This window comes from Corynebacterium sp., from assembly GCF_043426755.1.
In the GTDB taxonomy this organism is placed as follows: Bacteria; Actinomycetota; Actinomycetes; order Mycobacteriales; family Mycobacteriaceae; genus Corynebacterium.
Window position 1 is genome coordinate 17618 of sequence record NZ_JBHWRP010000004.1, and the last position, 20751, is coordinate 38368.

Below are 20751 nucleotides of genomic sequence, written 5' to 3' on the forward strand. Positions count from 1 at the left end.
CCTTTCTCATCGCGCCTAGAGCGCCACTTCCGCCGACACGACACGCTTGCCCTGGCGGCCAGAAATCCGCGACCACTCATCCGGGCTCGCAGTATTCGGCAGATCTTCACTCTCATTCTGCTCCGCCGTGACCGCCTTGCGCAGGTGATCGGCGCTTACACCTGACGACGACACACCAGCGATATGGTCCTTGATCGCTAGCTTCTTCGCGCGGTCCACAATATTGGCGATCATCGCGCCTGACACAAAGTCCGAGTAGTTCAGCACCTCAGAGGTACCGTCGATAAGCTCCAAACGCACATAAGGGCGCGGCGCAAACAGGGCCGCCACCGCGGAATCGATCAGCTCCTCCAGCGGCTGCGCCAGCGGAATCTCATCGCTTAAGTGGCGCGAGAAAATATCCGCGGCACCCGCGCGATCCGGCCGGTCAATGCGCACCTTAATATCCAAGCGCCCTGGCCGCAGGATCGCAGGATCGATCAGTTCCTCACGGTTCGTCGCGCCGATCACGATCACGTTCGCCAGCCCCTCCACACCGTCGATCTCTGTGAGCAGCTGCGGGACCACCGTCGTCTCCATATCCGAAGACACGCCCGAGCCACGGGTGCGGAAAATAGACTCCATCTCATCAAAGAAGATGATCACCGGGCGGCCTTCGTCGGCAAGTTCGCGTGCGCGCTCAAAAATCAGCCGAATGCGACGCTCCGTCTCACCAACAAACTTATTCAGCAGCTCCGGGCCCTTCACATTAAGGAAGTAGGCGCGGCCGCCGTCACCGATGCGCTGCGACAAAGAATTCGCCACCGCCTTCGCGATCAACGTCTTCCCGCACCCCGGGGGGCCATAAAGCAACAAGCCCTTCGGCGGCAGCAGATCATACTGCCTATACAGATCAGGGTGGGCAAAAGGCAGCTCGACGGAATCCTTAATCGTCTCAATCTGCGCGCCCAGCCCGCCGATATCGTCATAAGACACATCCGGGATCTGCTCCAGGCTGAGCTGCGCGACCTCCGTCTTCTCCACGCGCTCCACCGCAAAGCCGGCCTTCACGTCGACCAGCACAGTATCCCCGGCGCGCGCCTTCGTCCGCAGCGGCAACGCCAGGTGAACTAGGGACTCATTACCCAGCTGATCAGCGACAATGGCGCGCCGGGTGCCCACCTTTTCAATCAGCGTGGCAAGCGAGCCGCTCGTCGGAAAGCCGCACGATTCGACGACCACCAAGCCCTCGCCCAAACGCACAAGGTGGCCGGGCTCCAGAGTCCCCGGCTCCAGGTTCGGCGAGGCCTTCACGCGCATCTGGCGGCCGGAAGTAAACACCTCGGCCTCTTGGCCGCGGTGCGAACCCGCCAGAAAAATGCCGTACGTGGAGGCCGGCTCGCCCAGCGCCTCGATCTGCGCGTGCAAATCCTGCAACTGATCGCGCGACTGACGCAGCAGCTGCGCCAACTTCGCGTTGCGGGAACTCAGCGTCTGATTGGTGCGCTTCAGCTCCTTGTTCTCGTTAACGATCTCCTCGTTGGCCATGCTGCTAGCTTACAGCGTGTGCTTATCGACGAGCCTTGCGCTGCGGACGGGGCGGCGTGACACCGTCGGCAAGCCGGCGCGTCCACACCAAAAAGGCGGTGTGCGCATTCATCCGGTGTTCCGGTCGGGTGGCCAGGCCGTCAACCTTCCACTCGCGCAACAACGTCTCCCACGCCCGCGGCTCGGTGAAGCACTTGGCCTCGCGGATGCCCTCCATGATGTTCATCAGCTGGGGCACGGTGGCCACATAGGTCATGAACACGCCGCCGGGGATGAGGATATTTTTCACCGTGTCGACGAAGTGCCAGGGCTCCACCATGTCCAAGATGACGCGGTCGACGGGACCGCCAAGATCCTCGGTAGTCACCTCGCCGAAATCGCCCAGGCGCAGCGACCACCACGCTGGAGCCTCACCGAAGTATTCCGAGACGTTATCCTTGGCGAACTGCAGGTGATCATCGCGGATCTCATAGGAGAACACATGGCCCTGAGGGCCCACGGCGCGCAGCAGGCTCATCGACAACGCACCGGAGCCCGCGCCGGCCTCGAGCACGCGCGCGCCCATGAAGATATCGCCCTCGACCAAAATCTGGGCGGCATCTTTCGGGTAGATCACGGCGGCGCCACGCGGCATCGACAGCACGTGATCCACCAGCAGGTGGCGGAAACAGAGATAGTCACTGCCCATGGTGGACTTGACCACGGAGCCCTCGTCGGAACCGATGATGTCATCGTGGAGAATCGCACCCTTATGGGTGTGGTACTCGGCCCCCGGCACCAACTCGATGGTGAAATGGCGACGCTTCGCGTCAGTCAACTGCACTTTGTCGCCTGCCTGGAAAGGTCCAGAATACAACGGCGGCCTCCTTGAAACGGGAAAATCTACCGATTAGTTACCGGTCAAGTATGCCGTAAGAGCACGCGCAAACCATAGTTGGTCCTGGGTACCGGCCAGCTCCCGGGCCGAGTGCATCGACAACAGCGGCACGCCCACATCCACCGTCGGGATCCCCAGCCGGGTCGCCGCAATCGGCCCGATCGTCGACCCGCACGGCACCGAATTATTCCCCACAAACGTCTGCACCGGCACATCGGCCGCGCGGCACGCGTTAATCCACAGCGCCTCCGTCACCGCGTCCGAGGCATAGCGCTGCTTCGCATTGATCTTCAACACCGGCCCCTCATTGAGCAGCGGGCGATGCGTCGGGTCGTGCTTGGCGGCATAGTTGGGATGCACCGAGTGGGCGGCATCGGCGGACACCATGGTGGAAGCCGCGAACATGGTCAACGGGTCGCCGAAGGCGCGGGCGATCGTCGTTAAGCACCGTTCAAGCAGCGGTCCCCCGGCGCCCGTCGTGGACTGCGAACCCACCTCCTCGTGGTTGAACGCGGCCAGGACCAGGATGTCCTTCACGTCTGCCGTGGCGTCCAGCAGCGCCGTGACAGAAGCATGCACGCTGCTCAGGTTGTCCAAGCGCCCGGCGGCCAGCATATCGTTGAAGACCGCGCCCTCCTGCGCATCGGCGCTGATCAGCTCATGCGCAAGGATCGAGTGCTTATCGACGCCCGCCGCCTCAGCCACCACATCCATGATCGACTCCGCGTGCCCCGCCCCCATGATCGGCTGCATATGCGCCTGCGGGTCCGGCTTCAGCTCATTGGAACGCTCCAGGTGGATCGCTAAGTGCGGGATGCGGGCGACGGGACCGGTGTTGACGAGGCGGGAGGTACCGTCGTCAAGCACGATGCGCCCCGCGAAGGTGAGCTCCCGGTCGAACCAGGACGCAAGGATCGGCCCGCCGTAGACCTCCACCGCCAGCTGGTGGAAACCATGCGCGAGGACATCCGGCGTCGGTTTCAGCATGAACCCCGGCGAATCCGTGTGGGAACCGATAATCCGGAACGCCGGGTTTGGATCCTCCGGGATCCAATAGGCGATCACCGCGCCGCCGTCGACAAGCACGTGCCCGCCCGGCTGCGTTCCCAGCGCCGCGCCGGGGCCGTGCTCGGTGAAACCGGCGGCTGCGAGACGGTCGGCCACCTCGCGCGCGGCATGGAAGGCGGAGGGGGAAGCGGCGATGAAATCGATAAGGTCGCGAATCTGGCTCATACCTCACACTCTATGATGGAGACCATCATGACACCACGACCACTCGCCCTATCCCCCTCGCGCGCCTCCGACTACCAGCAGTGTCCGCTGCTCTACAGGTTCCGTGCCATCGACAAACTGCCCGAGGAACCCACCCTCGCGCAGGTCCGCGGCACTCACGTGCACGCCGTTCTGGAGGACCTCCACTCGTGGCCGCGCGAGCAGCGCACCTACCCCGCCGCCGTCAAGCGCATCAAGCCGAATTGGGAGGCCCTCGTCGATAAGCACCCCGAATACGCAACGCTTGTCGACGACGAAACCGCCTATTTCGTTGAAGTCCGCAGCCTTGTGCGCGGCTACTTCGAAATGGAAAACCCCCAGGGCTTCGATTCTTCCTCGCAGGAAATGTACGTGAACACTGTCCTGCCGAACGGGGTGCCCGTGCGCGGATTCATCGACCGCGTCGACGTGGCCCCGACCGGCGAAGTGCGCGTCGTCGACTACAAAACCGGCAAAAAGCCCCTGCCACGCTACTCGGCGTCCGCGCAGTTCCAGATGCGCTTCTACGCGCTGGTGTACTGGAGGCTTTACGACGAGATCCCCGCCCAACTCCGGCTGATGTACCTGAAGGTCATCGATTCAATGTTTCTGAGCCCCTCGCGCGAGGAACTCGAATACTTCGAACGCGACCTGGGCGAGCTGTGGGCCAAAATCGAAGCCGACGGCCGGCAGGGAAATTTCCGCCCCAAGACCTCCAAGCTGTGCGGATGGTGCAATTTCCAAGAACTGTGCCCGGCCTTCGGCGGGGTGCCGCCCGAATATCCGGGCTGGCCAGGCAGCGTGGCTGACCAACCTTCTGATCCTAGCTAGGTAACCGGCGCCCGCAACCGTTGTGATCTGCGCCACCGAAAATCTGTGGATAACATTGTTGTTTTCCACAGATTTCGGACATTTCTCGCTTGCGCTGCGCGGGGCTGCGGGACGCGCTTTAGCGTTGGGGCCATGAACGTAATCGACGCGCTGGTACAGATGGGCACGGCAGCCATGACGCTGCTGGGCCAGCTTGCCGACGTGCCCGCCGAAAGCCTCCTCGCCCGCGGCGCCGAGGCCGATACCGTGCGCGGCTACTACAAGCTCGTCGACGTCTACTACGGCACCACCGGGTCCAAGAAACAGCAACGCTTGGCCCGCGAGGCGGCGGTGCGTAACGGCCACGGCATGGACCGGCTGCGGCACATCGAAAACTACGTCGCCCGAGTGCACAACAAAGCCGACAAGTGGCCGCTGCGCCGCCGGCTCGCCGAGTTCTCCGGGCACACGAAGGATTTCCGCGTGTTCGCGCGCGAGCAGCTCGCGTCGTTAAGCAAGCCCGGCAAGGAGGCTGCCACCCGCGACTACCGCGTAACCAAACATGCCGACACCAACGATGCCACCATGAGCCTGCGCGGTACCCAGGCCGAAATCAGCGAGATCGACGCCCGGATTCGCGACTATGCGCAGGAGAACGATGTGCCTGTCGACGAGGCCGCCGTCGCCGTGATGGCCACCGGGGGCGGCGAGACGATCTATGGCGCGAAAATCTTGATCCCGCTCGATATCGGGCTGGCTTTGCTCAACGGCGAAGGCGACGACGCGATCCTGACCACCAGCCTGGGAGCCACCATCACCGGGCACGAGGCGATGGCGATGAAACTTGGCCCGATCGCCGAATTCGTCGGCCTGACCAACGTCGACGGGCCCATCAGCTTATCGACGGGGCGCCTGGCCGAAGGCAACGAACCCATCACCACGCGGGAAGCGCTCGAGCGACTGCTAAAGGCTTGTGAAGAAACGGGGGCCGAGCCGCCACCGCCGGAAGCCATCGAAGTCGCGCTGCGCCGCACTCCCACCCGAAAACAGCGCGCGCTGCTCGAAGCTGCACAGATCGTGTGCGGTGGCGAGGAGTGCACCGTGCCCGCCCACCGCTGCGAAGTCAATCACAACGTGCCCTATTCGCGCGGTGGGTTGACGGTCATGTCCAACTTGTCGAAGCTGTGCGGCTACCACAACGGCAAGGCGGGCGCCGCGGAACAGTACCGCAACGTCGCGGGAGAGGTGCACCGGATCCTGCCGGGTGGGCGCCTCGTGCGCAACGAACACCCGGTGGCGCAGCGTAACCCGATCCGCACCCTGTTTGAGACGGGGTTTAGGACAGGCCCGTGATCTCCCCGTCGTCGTCGATGTCAATGCTGTAAGCGGCAGGCGTCTTACCCAGGCCGGGCATCGTCATGACATCGCCGGTGAGCGCTACGACGAAACCAGCACCCGTGCGTGGCTGCAGCTTGCGCACGTGCAACGTGTGGCCCTCGGGCGCGCCCAACTGCTTCGGATCGTCCGAGAAGGAGTACTGGGTCTTCGAGATACACACCGGCAGGGTGTCCCAACCATTGTCCTTGAGCACCTGCAGGTCGCGGGCGGCGTTGACGGAGTACTCCACCTTGTCCGCGTGATAGATTTCGCGGGCGATCGTTTCGATGGAGGCCTCGATGCCGTCGGCAGGATCGTACAGCTGGCGCGACCCGCTGGACAGGTTCGCGACCACCTTCTCGGCCAAGTCGATGGCCCCGTCGCCGCCATCGGCCCAGGCAGAGGTCTCAGCGACATCCACGCCAAACTCTGCGGCCCAGTCGCGCATGAACTCGCGTTCCGCATCGGTATCAGAGGTAAAGAGGTTCACAGCCACCACCGGCTTCACGCCGAACTTGCGCACGTTGTCCACGTGACGCTCAAGGTTGCAGATGCCTCGTCGTAAAGCGTCGAGGTTCTCGTCGGTCAGGTCCTCTCGGGCTACGCCACCGTTGTACTTCATGGAGCGGATCGTCGTCACGATCACCGCACCCGCAATATCCAACTCGCCGTAGCGGGCCTTGATGTCGAAGAACTTCTCCGCGCCAAGGTCAGAACCGAAACCGGCCTCGGTGCACACGATGTCGGCGTACTGCTGCGCCGTCGTCGTCGCGATCAGCGTGTTGCACCCGTGGGCAATATTGGCGAACGGGCCGCCGTGGATGAAGGCCGGGGTGCCACCCAAAGTCTGGACCAAGTTCGGGTTGATCGCGTCCTTCAGCAAGACGGTCAACGCGCCCTCGGCACCCAAGTCGCCTGCGGTCACCGGCGCGCCGTCATAGGTCAGGCCGACGGTCAGGCGGGCCAGGCGCGCCTTGAGGTCCTGCAGGTCGGTCGCAAGGCCCAGCACGGCCATGATCTCGGAGGCGGCGGTGATGGTGAAACCGGTCTCCGTCGGCGTACCCTGCTTCGGGCCGCCCAGGCCGGTGACGACCTCACGCAGCGAACGATCGTTGACATCGAGGCAGCGGCGCCACGTGATGCGGCGCGGATCGATGCGCAGCTCATTGCCCTGGTGAATGTGGTTGTCCACCAGCGCCGCCAGCGTGTTGTTGGCGGCGGTAATCGCGTGGAAATCGCCGGTGAAGTGCAGGTTGATATTCTCCATCGGCACCACCTGGGAGTAGCCGCCGCCGGCCGCACCACCCTTGATGCCGAAGACGGGACCCAGCGAAGGCTCACGCAACGCCACCATCGCCTTGTGGCCCAGGGAGGCCAGGGCGTCGGTAAGCCCGATCAGGACGGTGGATTTGCCCTCCCCCGCCGGGGTGGGCGATACCCCGGTGACCAGGACGATCTTGCCGGGGTTCGAAGATTTTTTAACGTGTGCGAGGTCCACCTTGGCCATGTGCTTGCCGTATGGGACAAGGGCGTTGTCGGAAATGCCCGCCCTCTCGGCGATCTCGGTGATCGGTCGGAGCGTGTGGGCTTGAGCGATAGATACGTCTGAGAGCATGCTCCTAGAGTATTACGGCGCCGAACAGATAACCCAGCAACACGGCGATAGCGATGCACAAAACGCCCGGGACAAGGAAAGGGTGGTTGAAGACGAACTTGCCGATGCGGGTGGAGCCAGTGTCGTCCATCTCCACGGCGGCCAGCAGCGTCGGGTACGTCGGCAGCACGAACAGGGCCGAGACTGCGGGGAAGGCTGCCACGGCGGTCAGCGGGGACACACCGATCGCCAGCGCGGCGGGCATCAGGGCCTTCGCAGTGGCGGCCTGGGAGTACAGGAGCGCGGCGGCGAAGAAGAGGACTACGGCCAGCAGCCACGGCTGGGCGCTCAGCACGTCGCCGGCGAGCACCTGGATGTCGTCGAGGTAGTGGTTGATGAAGGTGGTGCCCAGCCATGCCACGCCCAGCACACACACGGAGGCCGACATGCCGGAGCGGAACACCTGCGTGGTCAGGATGTCTGCGGCCGGAACCTTGGTGATCAGCAGGATGACGGTGGCGGCGGCCAGCATGATCGTCATGATGGCTTCGTTGCGCGGCAGCGTCGGGTCGGCGATGAGGCCTACCTGCTCGGAGATGGCGGTGGCGTACAGCATCACGGCGATGATCGCGACGAGGAATACACCCACCGAGGCCTTGGCGCCCTTCGGTGCGACATAGTCACCAGCCGCCTGCGGCGTGCCGACGAGCCCTCGGGCCACACGGTCCTGGTACACGGGGTCGTCGTCAAGCTCCTTGCCCAGCCGGTTCGCAACGAAGGCGGTAGGGAAAATCGCGAGGAAGGTGGATAGCATCATGATGCCGACCAGCTGGAGGTAGCCCACTCCGTAGGGCTCCAAAAGGTCCGCCATGAACACGACGGCGGCTGAAATCGGCGAGGCGACAATGGCCATCTGGGAGGCGATCACCGCCACCGACAGCGGGCGCGAGGGGCGCACGTGGCCTTCTTTGGAGACTTCGACGATGACCGGCAGGGTCGAGAACGCGGTGTGGCCGGTGCCGGCGAAGACCGTCATCAACCAGGTCACGATCGGCGCGTAGAGCGTGATGCGTTTCGGGTTGCGGCGCAGGAAACGCTCCGCCAGGTGCACCAGGTAGTCCATGCCGCCGGCGCGTTGCATCGCGGAGATCGCGGCGATCACGCACATAATGATGCCGATCACGTCGAACGGAATATCCTCCGCGGACACCGTCATGCCGGTCGCGCCCAGCAGGAGCACACCCAGGCCGCCGGCGAAACCGATCGCGATTGACCCCAAGCGCGCGCCCAGAATGATCGCGCCGAACAAAATAATCAGGTGGATGAGGAAAAGCATGAGATCCACTTTCCATAACAAAGAGATAGTACCTACCTACAAGTATCATGGAAGCATCGTGTCCGAAACAACTCAGTCGGACGTGATCTAAAGCACCCAAACCTCCACAGCGTCGCTTAACGACGAAAAACCCGCCGAACCGGAAGCAACTAGGCGCATCCGGAGGCGGCGGGAATCGTCGTAAAGCGTGCTTATTCTTCGTCGAGGTAAATCTTGCCCCGGTACTCGGGGTGCATCAGATTCGACTTGAACAGCACCTTGTCCAGGGTCTCTTCGTCGAGAAGCCCCTTCTCCAGGACCAGCTCGCGCACGCCGCGGCCGGTCGCTGCGGCCTCCTTGCCGATCAGGTCGCCATTGTGGTGGCCGATGAAGGGGTTGAGGTAGGTGATGATGCCGATCGAGTTGTCCACGTAGCCCTGGCACACGTCCTCGTTGGCGGTGATGCCTTCGACGCACTTCTCGCGGAGGGTCTTCGCGCCGTTGCCCAGGATGGAGATGGACTCGAACAGGGACTCCGCGATGACCGGTTCCATCACGTTGAGCTGCAGCTGGCCTGCCTCTGCGGCCCAGGACACCGTGACGTCGTTGCCGAAGACCTTGAAGCAGATCTGGTTGACAACCTCTGGGATGACCGGGTTGACCTTGGCCGGCATAATCGACGAACCGGCCTGGCGCTCGGGCAGGTTGATCTCGTTCAGGCCGGCGCGTGGGCCGGAGGACAGCAGGCGCAGGTCATTGCAGGCCTTCGACACCTTCATCGCGGCGCGCTTGATGGCGGCATGGGCGGAGACGTAGCCGCCGGTGTCGCTGGTGGCCTCGATGAGGTCTGGGGAGGAGCTGATGTTCAGGCCGGTGACCTCGCGCAGGGCCTCGATGACCTTGTCGCGGTAGCCGGACGGAGTGTTCACGCCGGTGCCGATCGCCGTCGCGCCCAAGTTGACCTCCAGCAGGTCCTCCGCAGCCTCCTTCAGAGTCTTCTGCTCCTCCGCCAGGTTCGCGCCGAAGGCCTTGAACTCGGAGCCAAGCGTCATCGGCACGGCGTCCTGCAGCTGGGTGCGGCCCATCTTCAGGATGTCGACAAACTCGTCGCCCTTGTCGCGGAAGGAGCTCTGCAGCTGGTCCAGCTGCTCGATGAGTTCCTGCATCGCGTAGTACAGGCCGAGGCGCAGGCCGGTTGGGTAGGAGTCGTTGGTGGACTGTGCCAGGTTGACGTGATCGTTCGGGTTTATCACGTCGTAGGAACCCTTCGGCTTACCCAGCTTCTCAAGCGCTAGGTTGGCCACGACCTCGTTCGTGTTCATGTTCAGGGAGGTGCCTGCACCACCCTGGAAAGCGTCGATCGGGAACTGATCCATGCAGCGACCCTCGTCGAGGATTTGGTCACAGGCCCACACAATGGCCTCCGCGACGTCTTTTGGTAGGGCGTGGAGCCGGCGGTTCGCAATGGCGGCAGCCTTCTTCACTTGGACCATGCCGCGTACGAAGTGTGGAAAGTCATTGATGTGGGTGCGTGAGATCTGGAAGTTGTCCACGGCGCGCATGGTGTGCACACCGTAGTAGTGCTCGTTGGGGACCTCGACGGTCCCCAAGAGGTCTTCTTCTGTCCGTGTTGACACGATGAGAGGTTCCTTTCATTGGTTTCATCACACCTTACTTCCTAGGGCGTGATCTTCACCAGAAAAATCGTTGAGAAATATTTTAAAGCCGCGCGATACGCAGCTCGGAGGCCAGGATCGCCTCGCCACCAACCGCCGCGAGTTCGTCCATCACAGCGTTGGCGTTTTTCTTCGGCACCATTGCGCGCACCGCGACCCACCCGTCACGGGAGAGCGGCGAGACCGTCGGCCCCGACAGGCCCGGCGTAATCGCCGATGCCGCCGCCAGGTTGTCACGCGCAATGTTGTAGTCGATCATCAAGTAGGTGCGCGCCGCCAAGATGCCCCTGATGCGTGCGAGCACAACCTGCATTTCCTTGGTGGTTTCAGCTTCAGCGCGCTTTACGACGACGGCCTCGCTGGCCACGATCGGCTCCGAGAAAGGGGCGAGTCCCTGCTGCCGCAAGGTGGCGCCAGTGGAAACAACATCGGCAATCGCATCAGCCACACCTAGCTTGATGGAGATCTCCACGGCACCGTCGAGGCGGATCACCTCGGCGGACATGTCGCGTTCAGCGAGGTAATCCTCGACTAGGTGCGGGTAAGAGGTAGCGATACGCTTGCCGTTGAGCTTCTCCAGCGACCACTCCTCGCCTGCGGGTGCTGCGAAACGGAACGTGGAGCCGCCAAAGCCGAGCTCCATGACCTCTTCGACTTCAGCGCGCGAGTCGAGGGCCAGGTCGCGGCCGGTAATGCCGAGGTCAAGGTGTCCCCCGGCAACATAAATGGCAATATCCGTGGGCCGTAGGTAAAAGAATTCTACCTGGTTTTCTTCGTCGAAAACGTTCAGCGCCTTGGTGTAGCCGCGCGATTTGTAGCCGGCTTCGGCAAGGATCTCGGTGGCGGCCTCCGAGAGGGAACCTTTATTGGGGACGGCGATCTTAATCATGGGGAACGCTCCTTATTACAGGTACTTGTAGATGTCGTCGGGGTTGAGACCACGGGAGACCATCATCACCTGGGTCCAGTAGATGAGCTGGCTCATTTCCTCGGCCAGCTCTTCGTCGGACTGGTATTCAGAGGCGATCCACACTTCGCCGGCTTCTTCGATGATCTTTTTGCCGATGAAATGCACTCCCTTGTCCAGCGCGTCGACGGTGCCGGAGCCTTCGGGGCGTTCCTGCGATTTCTGGGTGAGTTCAGCAAAAAGGGTATCGAAATTTTTCACGCCGTTAACTCTAGCCGATGGACTCCCACCATGTGATCACATCCTCGGCTCCAGCCCCGACAAAATTGGCTGCGTCGAAGCGCGCCACCCCGTCCGGGACCGGCCGCTCCTCCCCCGGAAGCCCAAGCACCCGGCACCCTGCGGCCGCGGCAGCCGACATTCCGGCCCAGGAGTCCTCGAAAACGAGGCAGTCTACAGGGTCAGCGCCCACCCGCCGGGCCGCCTCAAGGTACATGTCTGGGGCGGGTTTGCCTTGGGGTACTTCGTCGCCGGTAATCGTGTCGGTGAACAGTTCACGGCCAACGGCGTCGATGCAGTAGTCGGCCAGTTCGCGCTCCGTGTTGGTGGTGACGAATTGGACCACGCCCTCGTCGTAAAGCGAACGAAGCAGACCCGCGATACCGGGAAGCGGTTCGATGTCCCCGGACAATAACTGGCCCATGCGCTGGTACATCCAGGCGCGGTGGCGTTCGAGGTCGCCGTCGACAAGCGTGACCCCGGCCCAGTCCGCGCAGACTTTCAGCGTGTTGGCGAAGCTGCCGCCGATCGTCTCTTCGCGCTTGGCCGTGCTGAGGCGGCGGCCGAGGCGCTCGGAGAGTTCGTACGTGGCGATCCCCCACAGCGGCTCGGTGTCGATCAGCGTGCCGTCCATGTCCCAGAAGATCGCGCGGAAGGGAAAACGTGCGGGAGTTGTCATGCTACTCCAGCTCCGGAAGCTCGCTCAGCGCTTCCTCGTCAGCCCCCGTCGCCGCCGAAGCGTTGAAGATCAGCTCCGACAGGTCTTCCTTCTCCTCCGGTTCCAGCACCGCGCCGTGGTGCTTGGCGTTGAACTCATGCAGGTTAGTGTGGAAAGCCTCGACCACCGCAACCAGCTCGGCGGCACCTGGGTCCGCCAAGGTCTCCAGGGCGTCGAGGAACATCTCGATCAACTTTTTCAGATCCGGCAGCACCACCGGGTCAAAGGGTTCGTCCCAGAACTCCTTGTCCTCCTCGCGGAGGTAGGAGCCGGTAGCGAAGGTGTGCAGGTCGGCGATGAACTCGTCGACATCAGCTTGGAACTGTTCACGGATCGTCATGAGGTCTATTCTCACCGAAAACTGCTAAACGCGCACGCCGAGCAGCCCGTGCACCGCATTCGCGATCATGCCTTCGTGGTCGCCGCGCGCCTCGTCGACAATGCTCAGCGCACGTGGCGTATCCAGGTCATTCGATAGGGCTTCACGAAGCTTATCGACGATTGCCTCCGCCTCTTCCTTGCTAGATTCCTGGGCGAATTTCTTGCGCCACGTAGCCAAACGCTCTTCCGCGGCGGCCAGGATCTCACCGGAGAAGTCTCGGTCAGAACGGTAGTGCCCGTTGTACACGGCCAAGCGGATCGCGCCGGCTTCGTGGCCTGCCTCGGTGAGCTTGTGCACAAAGACAAGGTTGCCCAGGGACTTGCTCATCTTCACCCCGTCCAGTCCGATCATGCCGGAGTGCACGTAGTGGCCGGCCATACGGTCGACACCCTTGGCGGCCTCGGCGTGGGCTGCGGAAAACTCGTGGTGCGGGAAGGCTAAATCGCTACCGCCACCCTGGATAGCAAACTGGTTGCCCAGCCGGTTGGTGGCAATCGCGGAACACTCAACGTGCCAGCCGGGGCGGCCTGGCCCGAATGGGGAATCCCAGTATGGCTCCCCCTCGCGCTCGCCCTTCCAGACCAAGGCATCGAGGGGGTGGCGCTTGCCTTCACGCTCAGGGTCTCCCCCACGTTCAGCGAAGGCCTCGTCCATTTCCTCGCGGGTGTAGTTGGATTCGTAGCCAAACTGCGGGGTGGCTTCGATCGAGGCATAGATATCGCCCTGGTCGATCTGGTAGGCCGCGCCCTTGTCCAGCAATTCCTGCACCAGCTCGATGACTTCATCCACCGATTCGGTAACGGAAACGTAATGCTGCGGCGGCAACACGTCGAGCACGTCCATGTCGGAGCGGAAAAGATCGATCTGGCCGCGGCCCAGCTCCTGCCAGTCCACGCCGTCGCGCTCTGCACGCTCGAACAGGGGGTCGTCGACATCCGTGATGTTCTGCACGTAATGCACGTTGTGCCCGTTAGCCAGCAGGATGCGGTACACCAAGTCAAAGGTGAGGTACGTCGCGGCGTGGCCCAAGTGGGTGGAGTCATACGGCGTAATACCGCAGACGTACATACCCACCGGGTCATCCGACACGTCGACCGATTTAACTACCTGGTCAGCGGTGTCGAAGAGATGTAAAGGAGCGGGCGTACCTGCGACGTGAGGTACTGAAGGTTCTGGCCAAGTCTGCATGGGCCCTACCTTACATAAGTCCTTACATAGGTGACATCACACCGGTAGCCAAGAGGATCATGACCAGGATGCCCACTGGGATGCGGTAGGCGGCGAACCAGGAGAAGGAGTGGTTGGCCACAAACTTCAGCAGCCAGGCGATCGAGACGTAGCCCAGGACGAAACAAATCACCACGCCTACGGTCAGCTGGGCGCCCGAGGCCGCCTGGCCCACGTCCGGGTTGAAAGCGTCCGGCAGGGAGAAGAGGCCAGAGGCCAGCACGGCGGGAATCGCCAGCAGGAAGGAGAATCGGGTGGCTACCTCACGGTCGAGGTTCATGAACAGACCACCTGAGATGGTTCCGCCGGAGCGTGACACGCCGGGGATCAGACTGAGGCACTGGAAAAGCCCCATGATCACAGCGTCTTTCATGGTCATTTCGTCGAACCCTCGGGTTTTCTTACCCACGCGTTCTGCCCAGATGAACACGAAGGAGAACAGCACCAGCACGGTGGCGGTGATCCAGAGGTTGCGCAGGTTGTCGCGGATCAGATCCTTGCCCAAGAAGCCGATGACACCGACCGGGATCGTGCCGACGATCACCATCCAGCCCATCCGGTAGTCCAACCCGCGGCGTTCCGGGTTGAAGAGTCCGGCGAACCAGCCAGTGAGGATCTGCCAGATCTCCTTGGCGAAGTACACCAGCACAGCGGCCTCTGTGCCCAGCTGGATCACCGCGGTAAAGGAGGCGCCGGCGTCTTGGCCCCAGAACAGCTCAGAGACGATCCGCAGGTGGCCTGACGACGAGACCGGCAGGAACTCGGTGAGACCTTGGACGATGGATAGGACGATGACCTGCACCCACGTCATCGACTCTGCAACTTGAGCTACTTCATTCACAGCGAACCACCCTACAACTATTGTGGGTGAAGTGAAGAAACGAAACGTGGGTCACAGCGGATTAAGAGTCTCCTCCCTAGGTTTAGACACCAATTCGCTTGTCGACGAGGACAGCGCGACCACCAACTCGATCATCTCTGCTTTCGTCGATGCCGGCGGGGATCTTCTTGACATCGCCCCTGGTACCGAGGCCCGGGTGGCCCAAGCGGTGTGCTCGGTTGGCCGGGATAATGTGGTGCTTTCTGCTTCGGCCGGCGTGGACATGTCGCTGCCGGTCGGTCAGCGCGTGAACTGCTCACGTTCCCAACTGCTGCGCGGATTGGAACAGCGTTTGCGGGACCTGGGCACCGACTACCTCGACGTTTTTCACGCCGGCTATTGGGACCCGCGCACCCCACCGGTTGAGGTCGCCGCCACCCTGGAGTCAGCGGTAGCAGCAGGAAAAGTGCGCTACGCGGGAGCGATCGGCTACAGCGGGTGGCAGTTGGCGGTCACGCCCGGGCTCACCGTTGCACGCACCGAGTACTCCCTGTTGCAACGCGATGCAGAAGAAGAACTTCTGCCTGCGGCGAACCACCTGGGAATCGGGGTGATCGCTTCCTCTCCGCTCGCTGGCGGGGTGCTCACCGGGCACCCGGTGCAGGGTACGCCATCGACTCACCCCTACGAATCCGAGAAGGCGCGCACAATCGTCGAAGCGTTGACCACGGCCGCCGATGGCCTTGGCCTCTCCCCAGCGGCGACCGCGCTGGCGTGGGTCTGCGACCAGCCTGAAGTGGCAAGCGTGCTGGTGGGGCCTTCGTCGATAAGCGAATTGGAACAGTGGCTGCCGGCCGCGGAACTTACCTTGCCGCGGGCGATCGTGGCGGCGCTGGACGATGTTTCGAAATAGGGGTTCAGCCTCCTAGTTGCTAGGCTTAGGCCTTGTGAAGAAGCTCAAGGTTGTCGCCGTGGTATCAGCACTTTCTGTCGGTTTAGCGGGATGTGGGGAGGACACCGCCCCGCCGCCGACGCCAGAGATGGGCAGCGCCTCCCCGGTGGAATCCCCAGCTTCGACCGATCCCACTGGTGAGGTCACTGACTTCGATGCGATCACTGACATGGATCTCACCGGCGACACCTTGGGCGTGCGCACTGCTGAAGGGTTATTCGTCGGCACGCTCGACGAGATCCTGGCCGGCGAAGTCTCCCCCATCACCCTCGACGACAGCTGCACCGAGGTCTCTGCCCACGACGGCGTCTTCACCGTCGCGTGCGGCACCACCGTGCGCATGATCGACGACAAAGGCGGCGAAGAGACCCTGGAACTGGAAGAACCCGCCAACGCTGCGGTGCGCATCAGCAATGGTGACGTGGTCACCGCCAGCGGAACCGAAGGTAAAGCATGGGTGTACCGCGGCGGTGCACTCGACGCCGATTTCCAGGTCCAGGACAGTACAGATCAGCTGATCGCTGTGGCACATGACGACGATGAAGCGGACGATGTCGTGCGCATCGGGCGAGAAATGACCACGATCCAGGACATCGATCTGGACAATGGTCGCGGCGGCGGTACGCTGCGCGTCGGCCTGGGTGTGGCGCAGATGGCTCCGGGTGAAGACGGCCTGGTCGTCGTTGCCGACAACATGGCCAACCAGCTGGCAATCTACACCGCCGGTGAAGTGATCCGCCTGCACCAGACCGCACCCGTCGACCCCGCCCCGTGGGGCGTGGCCTGGGACCCGGCCAAGGATCTGGCGTGGATCACGTCGCTGGAAAAGAACACCGCGGCCGGCTACGACATCTCCAACGGCGTGCCCCTTGAGCAAGCCCGCTTAGACACGGTCGCTGATGCGCAGAACATGGTGGTGCTTGACGACGGCACCCTCGTCATCGCTTCCGCCTCCGGCGACGGCTTGCAGGTAGTTAGCCCAGACTCCATCACTGACAACACCGGCAACGGAGAATAAGGACCCCATGAATATCGGCGACACACTCTACGACGCAGCCTACGGCCTAGCACTCAAAGCCATGTTCCGCCTGTCCCCAGAGCGGATTCACAGCATCATCAATGTGGGGGTACGGGGGCTTCACGTGGCCTACCCGGTGAACCGCCTCGTCGAAAAGCTTGTGCGTTACGACGACCCCTGCTTGCAACAGGAACTCTTCGGGGTGGACTTCCCCGCCCCACTGGGGTTGGCTGCCGGATTCGACAAGAACGCTGCCTCCATTGACGCGTGGGGCGCACTGGGGTTCGGCTATGCGGAACTGGGCACCGTCACGCCGAAGCCGCAGCCAGGCAACCCTGCGCCGCGGCTGTATCGCCTACCGAAGGACAAGGCGATTTTGAACCGCATGGGCTTCAACAACAAAGGCGCTCTGGCCGCAGCGGAGGGTCTGAAGGGGCGCCGCTCTGCCGACATTGTGGGCATTAACATCGGCAAGAATAAGACCTCCGAGGATGCGGTGGCTGACTTCCGCCAGTGCGCCGCCCTGCTGGGCCCCTTGGCCGACTACGTGGCAGTTAACGTTTCCTCGCCGAACACGCCGGGTCTGCGCGACCTCCAGGCCGTCGAGTCCCTCCGCCCGCTGCTCCAGGCAGTGCTTGAGGCAACAGACTCTCCGGTCTTGGTCAAGATTGCGCCGGATCTTGCCGACGACGATATCGACCTTGTTGCAGACCTCGCCCTGGAATTGGGGCTGGCTGGCATCATTGCCACCAACACGACGATCTCACGTGCGGGACTGTCCACCGATGCCGAAACCGTCCACGAGATGGGTGCCGGTGGTATCTCGGGCGCACCGCTGAACGCCCGCTCCCTCGAAGTGCTGCGTCGCTTGCACGCACGCGTGGGTGGAAAACTGGTGCTGATTAGCGTTGGCGGGATCAGCACACCGCAGCAGGCGTGGGAACGCATCACCTCGGGTGCGCACCTTCTGCAGGGCTACACCCCGTTCATCTATGGCGGCCCCGGCTGGATTTACCGCATTCACCGCGACTTGGCCGCACAGGTCAAAGCCCACGGCTTGACCAATATCAGTCAAGCCGTGGGCAGTGGCCGGCCGTGGCGTGGGTAGGTCTGCTCGTCGTTAAGCGATCGAACGACGCAAGATGAGCGCACAGACCACCGCCATCGCCGCGTAGGCTGCGATCCAGTACGCGGCTGTGGTCGTCAGGACAATCGTCGGGGTGACCACGCTGATGATGATCAACACCAGAGCGGTCACGAGCGCAATCACCTGAGACCGCGAGCCGGGTTGGTCCCGGCGCTGGGTGGCAAAGGCGCCAAAAATCAGGGCGGCCACCCACACCAAGACGGAGCCGACGGTGATCTCGAAGATCCCGCCGGAGATAAACGCCACAACGGCCTGGACGATAAGGACGACGGCGAGCGACATGAACGCGCCGCCGACGCGAAGCGGAATCGGAATCATTTAGCCTTGGTTCTCGTAGTAACCCCACAGCACCGTGCGCGCCAGGGAATGGAAGTAGAGATTAAAACCTAGCACGGTCGGGGTAGATTCTGGGTCAATGTCCAGCTTCTCTACATCCACGGCGTGGACCGCGTACAGGTAGCGGTGTGGCGCATGGCCCGCAGGCGGGTTGGCGCCATAGTGCTCAGCCACACCATTGTCGCCCTTGAGGGTGACCACGCCGTCGATGCCGCCCAGCGTCGCATCAGAGCCGGCACCGGTGGGAAGCTCGGTGACCGATGTTGGGATGTTGAACACAGCCCAGTGCCAGTAGCCCGAGCCTGTTGGCGCGTCAGGGTCCAGGCAGGTAATCGCCAGGGACTTCGTCCCCTCTGGGAGGTCAGACCAGCTCAGCTGCGGGGACTGCGATTGTGGGGCGCGGAGCTTCTCATCGAGCTCGTCGCCGTTGGTCAGGTCGGTTGAAGCCAGTGTGAACGTGGGCAGATCCTTCAGCGGTGCGTACGGATCGGGCCCTGGGAATCGATCTTGTACGTAATCAGGAGTTGAATGTGCCATATCCCATTTCTACCTGAAACCGTGCCCTCGGGGGTGGAGATTACATCAATAAGATTAACGCGCCACGAAAGTGCTCTGACGTGGCGATTTGTGCCAACGCGCACGTTCGGGATAAAGTAGGCGAAGTGTTCAGCGCAACACGCCAAACTTTGGCAGCGCGCTGGGTGCAATACCCTTGCCCGGGTGGCGGAATTGGCAGACGCGCTACCTTGAGGTGGTAGTGTTCTATTAACGGACGTGGGGGTTCAAGTCCCCCCTCGGGCACCACACGGAATCTCGCAACATCGCTCTAGCGGTGCGGCGAGATTTTTTCTTTCGCGCAGCCTCGAAGCAGGGTTAAGTAAAGGAATGTGTGTCTAGGAAGGTGCTAAATCAGGGCGACACCTGGGCCTATCACCTAATGCGTGTCTAACAATGAGACATTCAGCGGGATCAAGACCCTGGTTCCACCACTTCCAGCGGTAGATCTGCTAAGCCACCCCAACGCATCAACCGACACACATCCCCAGCAATCGTTGGTGTATGACTTGTTCACCACCAACCTGCCAAGTGTCCAACGGTCCGATGAAACGCAACGGAACAACATCAAAAGGCACCCAACGTTGGCGATGCAAAGCACACTGCGGCGCAAGCACCACCCAACCCAACACCAACGCAACCCAGGCCGCCCGATTCGCACTGTTTATCTCATGGCTACTAGGACCACTATCACTAACAGGCATAGCCACATAGATAGGACGTACAAGGCAAACCCTGTCCACCTGGTTCCAACGTTTCTGGCTAGTCCACGTCCCCGATAACATCGACCACAACCGCGTCTGAGGTTACCCTCGTTTAGTGGACACCCTATTTGTACGGATCTTGTGTCCGTAAGAGAGGATGTTCATTGTGAGTCAACAGCGCAAGAAGTACACGCCGGAGTACCGGCGTGAAGCCGCGAACCTGGTAATCGAGTCAGAGCGACCGATCGCTCATGTGGCTAAGGAGATCGGTGTTTCCGCCGGGCTTTTAGGCCGGTGGGTCAAACTCGAGCGTGAGCGCCGAGGATCCTCCGATGGGATGAGCGAGGCTGATCTCCGAGCTGAGAATGCTCGTCTGCGCCGTGAGTTGGCAGAAGCCAAGATTGATAACGAGTTTTTGTCAAAAGCGACGGCCTTCTTCGCTGCGAAGCAACGCGAGCAGAAAAGTTCGAATTGATGCGGCAGGAGAAGGCGAACTACAGCATCAAGCGCATGGCACGGCTATTAAGAGTGTCTCGGTCTGGATATTACAAATGGGCCCATGCCCAGCAGAAACAGCTATCCGGTGAAGATGATCGTGTTGCATTTTACGATGATGTTGACCGTGAGATTCATCAGATTTGGAAAGACTCTGATGAGGTTTATGGTGCTCCGCGGATCACCGCAGAGCTTGCCGAGCGCTACCAGATCACCTTGAATCGCAAGACTGTGGCTAAGCGGATGCGCATGATGGGCATTGAAGGGATTTCACCGCGGGCCTTTGTCCCAGTGACAACCATTCAAGCTAAGCGTAAGTCCACGCTTCCTGATCTGGTCAAGCGCATGTTTGATACTGGTGAGCTGAATCGGGTGTGGATGTCAGATATTACCTACCTGCGCACTGCTGAAGGCTGGTTGTACCTATGTGCAGTCCGCGATGGCCATTCCCGCAGGGTGCTGGGGTGGGCTATGGATAGCGTTCAAGACACAAGTTTGGTCGAATGGGCCCTGCGGATGGCGCATACGCTGCGTGGTGACGTTCCTGATGGGCTGGTGTTTCACGCTGACCGCGGAACGCAATTCACCAGTGAGAAGCTTTGGGAGGTCTGCCGCAACCTGGGCATTGCCCAGTCTGTGGGGCGTACTGGCGTGTGCTTCGATAACGCGATGGCTGAGTCGTTCTGGTCGACGCTAAAGACTGAATTCTATGACCGGCAGCGATGGCCTACCCGTGATGCTGCACGCAAGGCCGTTGCCTACTGGATGGAAGTCGTCTACAACC

The 20751-nt window shown here is 62.0% G+C and carries 21 protein-coding genes and 1 tRNA gene; 8 read left to right on the forward strand and 14 right to left on the reverse strand.

Annotated features, from left to right (window positions below; translation table 11 throughout):
• Positions 1-15: 15 nt before the first annotated feature.
• The 3 genes from arc to ACHFGA_RS00800 are packed head-to-tail and all read right to left on the reverse strand — an operon-like array spanning position 16 to position 3637.
• Entirely contained in the window at positions 16-1527 is a 1512-nt protein-coding gene (arc, locus tag ACHFGA_RS00790) for a proteasome ATPase (RefSeq protein ID WP_394280575.1), read from the reverse strand.
• A 22-nt stretch (positions 1528-1549) separates the two neighbouring features.
• Positions 1550-2383 carry a tRNA (adenine-N1)-methyltransferase gene (locus ACHFGA_RS00795; RefSeq protein WP_394280576.1) on the reverse strand — a complete coding sequence of 278 codons (834 nt, stop codon included), beginning with the start codon at positions 2381-2383 and terminating at the stop codon, positions 1550-1552.
• Positions 2384-2416: 33 nt separating this feature from the next.
• Positions 2417-3637 (reverse strand): M18 family aminopeptidase, encoded by a 1221-nt coding sequence (locus ACHFGA_RS00800; protein WP_394280577.1) that lies wholly within the window; start codon positions 3635-3637, stop codon positions 2417-2419.
• A gap of 27 nt (positions 3638-3664) precedes the next feature.
• On the opposite strand from ACHFGA_RS00800, the gene ACHFGA_RS00805 reads away from it, so the two are divergent.
• Both ACHFGA_RS00805 and ACHFGA_RS00810 read left to right on the forward strand, forming a co-directional pair.
• Positions 3665-4486 carry a RecB family exonuclease gene (locus tag ACHFGA_RS00805; RefSeq protein WP_394280578.1) on the forward strand — a complete coding sequence of 274 codons (822 nt, stop codon included), beginning with the start codon at positions 3665-3667 and terminating at the stop codon, positions 4484-4486.
• A 246-nt stretch (positions 4487-4732) separates the two neighbouring features.
• The gene (locus tag ACHFGA_RS00810; protein ID WP_394280579.1) at positions 4733-5818 is read left to right on the forward strand and encodes an HNH endonuclease signature motif containing protein; all 1086 of its coding nucleotides are present in this window, start codon (positions 4733-4735) and stop codon (positions 5816-5818) included.
• Here the strand turns inward: ACHFGA_RS00810 and ACHFGA_RS00815 are convergent.
• From ACHFGA_RS00815 to ACHFGA_RS00855, 9 genes are all read right to left on the reverse strand, one after another.
• Positions 5802-7457 (reverse strand): formate--tetrahydrofolate ligase, encoded by a 1656-nt coding sequence (locus ACHFGA_RS00815; protein ID WP_394280580.1) that lies wholly within the window; start codon positions 7455-7457, stop codon positions 5802-5804. The two genes, ACHFGA_RS00810 and ACHFGA_RS00815, sit on opposite strands and share 17 nt — an antisense overlap.
• A gap of 4 nt (positions 7458-7461) precedes the next feature.
• On the reverse strand, positions 7462-8772 hold the full coding sequence (locus ACHFGA_RS00820) for an anaerobic C4-dicarboxylate transporter (protein WP_394280581.1): 1311 nt from the start codon (positions 8770-8772) through the stop codon (positions 7462-7464).
• A 191-nt stretch (positions 8773-8963) separates the two neighbouring features.
• Entirely contained in the window at positions 8964-10388 is a 1425-nt protein-coding gene (gene aspA / locus ACHFGA_RS00825) for an aspartate ammonia-lyase (protein ID WP_394280582.1), read from the reverse strand.
• An 82-nt stretch (positions 10389-10470) separates the two neighbouring features.
• Positions 10471-11316, reverse strand: a complete 846-nt coding sequence (hisG, locus tag ACHFGA_RS00830; protein WP_394280583.1) for an ATP phosphoribosyltransferase — start codon at positions 11314-11316, stop codon at positions 10471-10473.
• Between the two features lie 15 nt (positions 11317-11331).
• Positions 11332-11595 (reverse strand): phosphoribosyl-ATP diphosphatase, encoded by a 264-nt coding sequence (locus tag ACHFGA_RS00835; RefSeq protein WP_394280584.1) that lies wholly within the window; start codon positions 11593-11595, stop codon positions 11332-11334.
• Between the two features lie 10 nt (positions 11596-11605).
• Positions 11606-12292 carry an HAD family hydrolase gene (locus ACHFGA_RS00840; protein WP_394280585.1) on the reverse strand — a complete coding sequence of 229 codons (687 nt, stop codon included), beginning with the start codon at positions 12290-12292 and terminating at the stop codon, positions 11606-11608.
• A gap of 1 nt (position 12293) precedes the next feature.
• Complete coding sequence (locus ACHFGA_RS00845; RefSeq protein WP_394280586.1) at positions 12294-12671, reverse strand: hypothetical protein; 378 nt, start codon at positions 12669-12671, stop codon at positions 12294-12296.
• Positions 12672-12695: 24 nt separating this feature from the next.
• Positions 12696-13901, reverse strand: coding sequence for a cysteine--1-D-myo-inosityl 2-amino-2-deoxy-alpha-D-glucopyranoside ligase (gene mshC, locus ACHFGA_RS00850; protein ID WP_394280587.1), 1206 nt, complete (start codon positions 13899-13901; stop codon positions 12696-12698).
• Positions 13902-13923: 22 nt separating this feature from the next.
• Positions 13924-14751, reverse strand: a complete 828-nt coding sequence (locus ACHFGA_RS00855) for an undecaprenyl-diphosphate phosphatase (protein WP_394280598.1) — start codon at positions 14749-14751, stop codon at positions 13924-13926.
• Positions 14752-14812: 61 nt separating this feature from the next.
• Between ACHFGA_RS00855 and ACHFGA_RS00860 the strand changes: the two genes are divergently transcribed.
• Genes ACHFGA_RS00860 through ACHFGA_RS00870 form a run of 3 tightly spaced genes read left to right on the forward strand, consistent with a single transcriptional unit; the run spans position 14813 to position 17838 of the window.
• Positions 14813-15673 (forward strand): aldo/keto reductase, encoded by an 861-nt coding sequence (locus ACHFGA_RS00860; RefSeq protein WP_394280588.1) that lies wholly within the window; start codon positions 14813-14815, stop codon positions 15671-15673.
• Between the two features lie 34 nt (positions 15674-15707).
• Entirely contained in the window at positions 15708-16730 is a 1023-nt protein-coding gene (locus ACHFGA_RS00865; protein WP_394280589.1) for a YncE family protein, read from the forward strand.
• Between the two features lie 7 nt (positions 16731-16737).
• The gene (locus ACHFGA_RS00870) at positions 16738-17838 is read left to right on the forward strand and encodes a quinone-dependent dihydroorotate dehydrogenase (protein ID WP_394280590.1); all 1101 of its coding nucleotides are present in this window, start codon (positions 16738-16740) and stop codon (positions 17836-17838) included.
• Positions 17839-17850: 12 nt separating this feature from the next.
• Here ACHFGA_RS00870 and ACHFGA_RS00875 read toward each other — a convergent pair whose 3' ends face one another.
• Both ACHFGA_RS00875 and ACHFGA_RS00880 read right to left on the reverse strand, forming a co-directional pair.
• The gene (locus ACHFGA_RS00875; RefSeq protein ID WP_394280591.1) at positions 17851-18195 is read right to left on the reverse strand and encodes a hypothetical protein; all 345 of its coding nucleotides are present in this window, start codon (positions 18193-18195) and stop codon (positions 17851-17853) included.
• The gene (locus tag ACHFGA_RS00880; RefSeq protein WP_394280592.1) at positions 18196-18750 is read right to left on the reverse strand and encodes a YbhB/YbcL family Raf kinase inhibitor-like protein; all 555 of its coding nucleotides are present in this window, start codon (positions 18748-18750) and stop codon (positions 18196-18198) included.
• Between the two features lie 177 nt (positions 18751-18927).
• On the opposite strand from ACHFGA_RS00880, the gene ACHFGA_RS00885 reads away from it, so the two are divergent.
• From ACHFGA_RS00885 to ACHFGA_RS00895, 3 genes are all read left to right on the forward strand, one after another.
• A tRNA-Leu gene (locus ACHFGA_RS00885) sits at positions 18928-19017 on the forward strand.
• A 621-nt stretch (positions 19018-19638) separates the two neighbouring features.
• Entirely contained in the window at positions 19639-19947 is a 309-nt protein-coding gene (locus tag ACHFGA_RS00890) for a transposase (RefSeq protein WP_394280593.1), read from the forward strand.
• On the forward strand, positions 19947-20751 hold an 805-nt coding region (locus ACHFGA_RS00895; RefSeq protein ID WP_394280594.1), incomplete at its 3' end, for an IS3 family transposase. The genes ACHFGA_RS00890 and ACHFGA_RS00895, both read left to right, overlap by 1 nt.

What these genes read in the sequence shown, in the direction of transcription:
- arc (WP_394280575.1), bottom strand. Translation starts at nt 1,527, where the DNA reads ATGGCCAACGAGGAGATCGTTAACGAGAACAAGGAGCTGAAGCGCACC.
- ACHFGA_RS00800 (WP_394280577.1), bottom strand. Translation starts at nt 3,637, where the DNA reads ATGAGCCAGATTCGCGACCTTATCGATTTCATCGCCGCTTCCCCCTCC.
- ACHFGA_RS00805 (WP_394280578.1), top strand. Translation starts at nt 3,665, where the DNA reads ATGACACCACGACCACTCGCCCTATCCCCCTCGCGCGCCTCCGACTAC.
- ACHFGA_RS00815 (WP_394280580.1), bottom strand. Translation starts at nt 7,457, where the DNA reads ATGCTCTCAGACGTATCTATCGCTCAAGCCCACACGCTCCGACCGATC.
- ACHFGA_RS00820 (WP_394280581.1), bottom strand. Translation starts at nt 8,772, where the DNA reads ATGCTTTTCCTCATCCACCTGATTATTTTGTTCGGCGCGATCATTCTG.
- hisG (WP_394280583.1), bottom strand. Translation starts at nt 11,316, where the DNA reads ATGATTAAGATCGCCGTCCCCAATAAAGGTTCCCTCTCGGAGGCCGCC.
- ACHFGA_RS00840 (WP_394280585.1), bottom strand. Translation starts at nt 12,292, where the DNA reads ATGACAACTCCCGCACGTTTTCCCTTCCGCGCGATCTTCTGGGACATG.
- ACHFGA_RS00845 (WP_394280586.1), bottom strand. Translation starts at nt 12,671, where the DNA reads ATGACGATCCGTGAACAGTTCCAAGCTGATGTCGACGAGTTCATCGCC.
- mshC (WP_394280587.1), bottom strand. Translation starts at nt 13,901, where the DNA reads ATGCAGACTTGGCCAGAACCTTCAGTACCTCACGTCGCAGGTACGCCC.
- ACHFGA_RS00855 (WP_394280598.1), bottom strand. Translation starts at nt 14,751, where the DNA reads ATGACGTGGGTGCAGGTCATCGTCCTATCCATCGTCCAAGGTCTCACC.
- ACHFGA_RS00870 (WP_394280590.1), top strand. Translation starts at nt 16,738, where the DNA reads ATGAATATCGGCGACACACTCTACGACGCAGCCTACGGCCTAGCACTC.
- ACHFGA_RS00875 (WP_394280591.1), bottom strand. Translation starts at nt 18,195, where the DNA reads ATGATTCCGATTCCGCTTCGCGTCGGCGGCGCGTTCATGTCGCTCGCC.
- ACHFGA_RS00880 (WP_394280592.1), bottom strand. Translation starts at nt 18,750, where the DNA reads ATGGCACATTCAACTCCTGATTACGTACAAGATCGATTCCCAGGGCCC.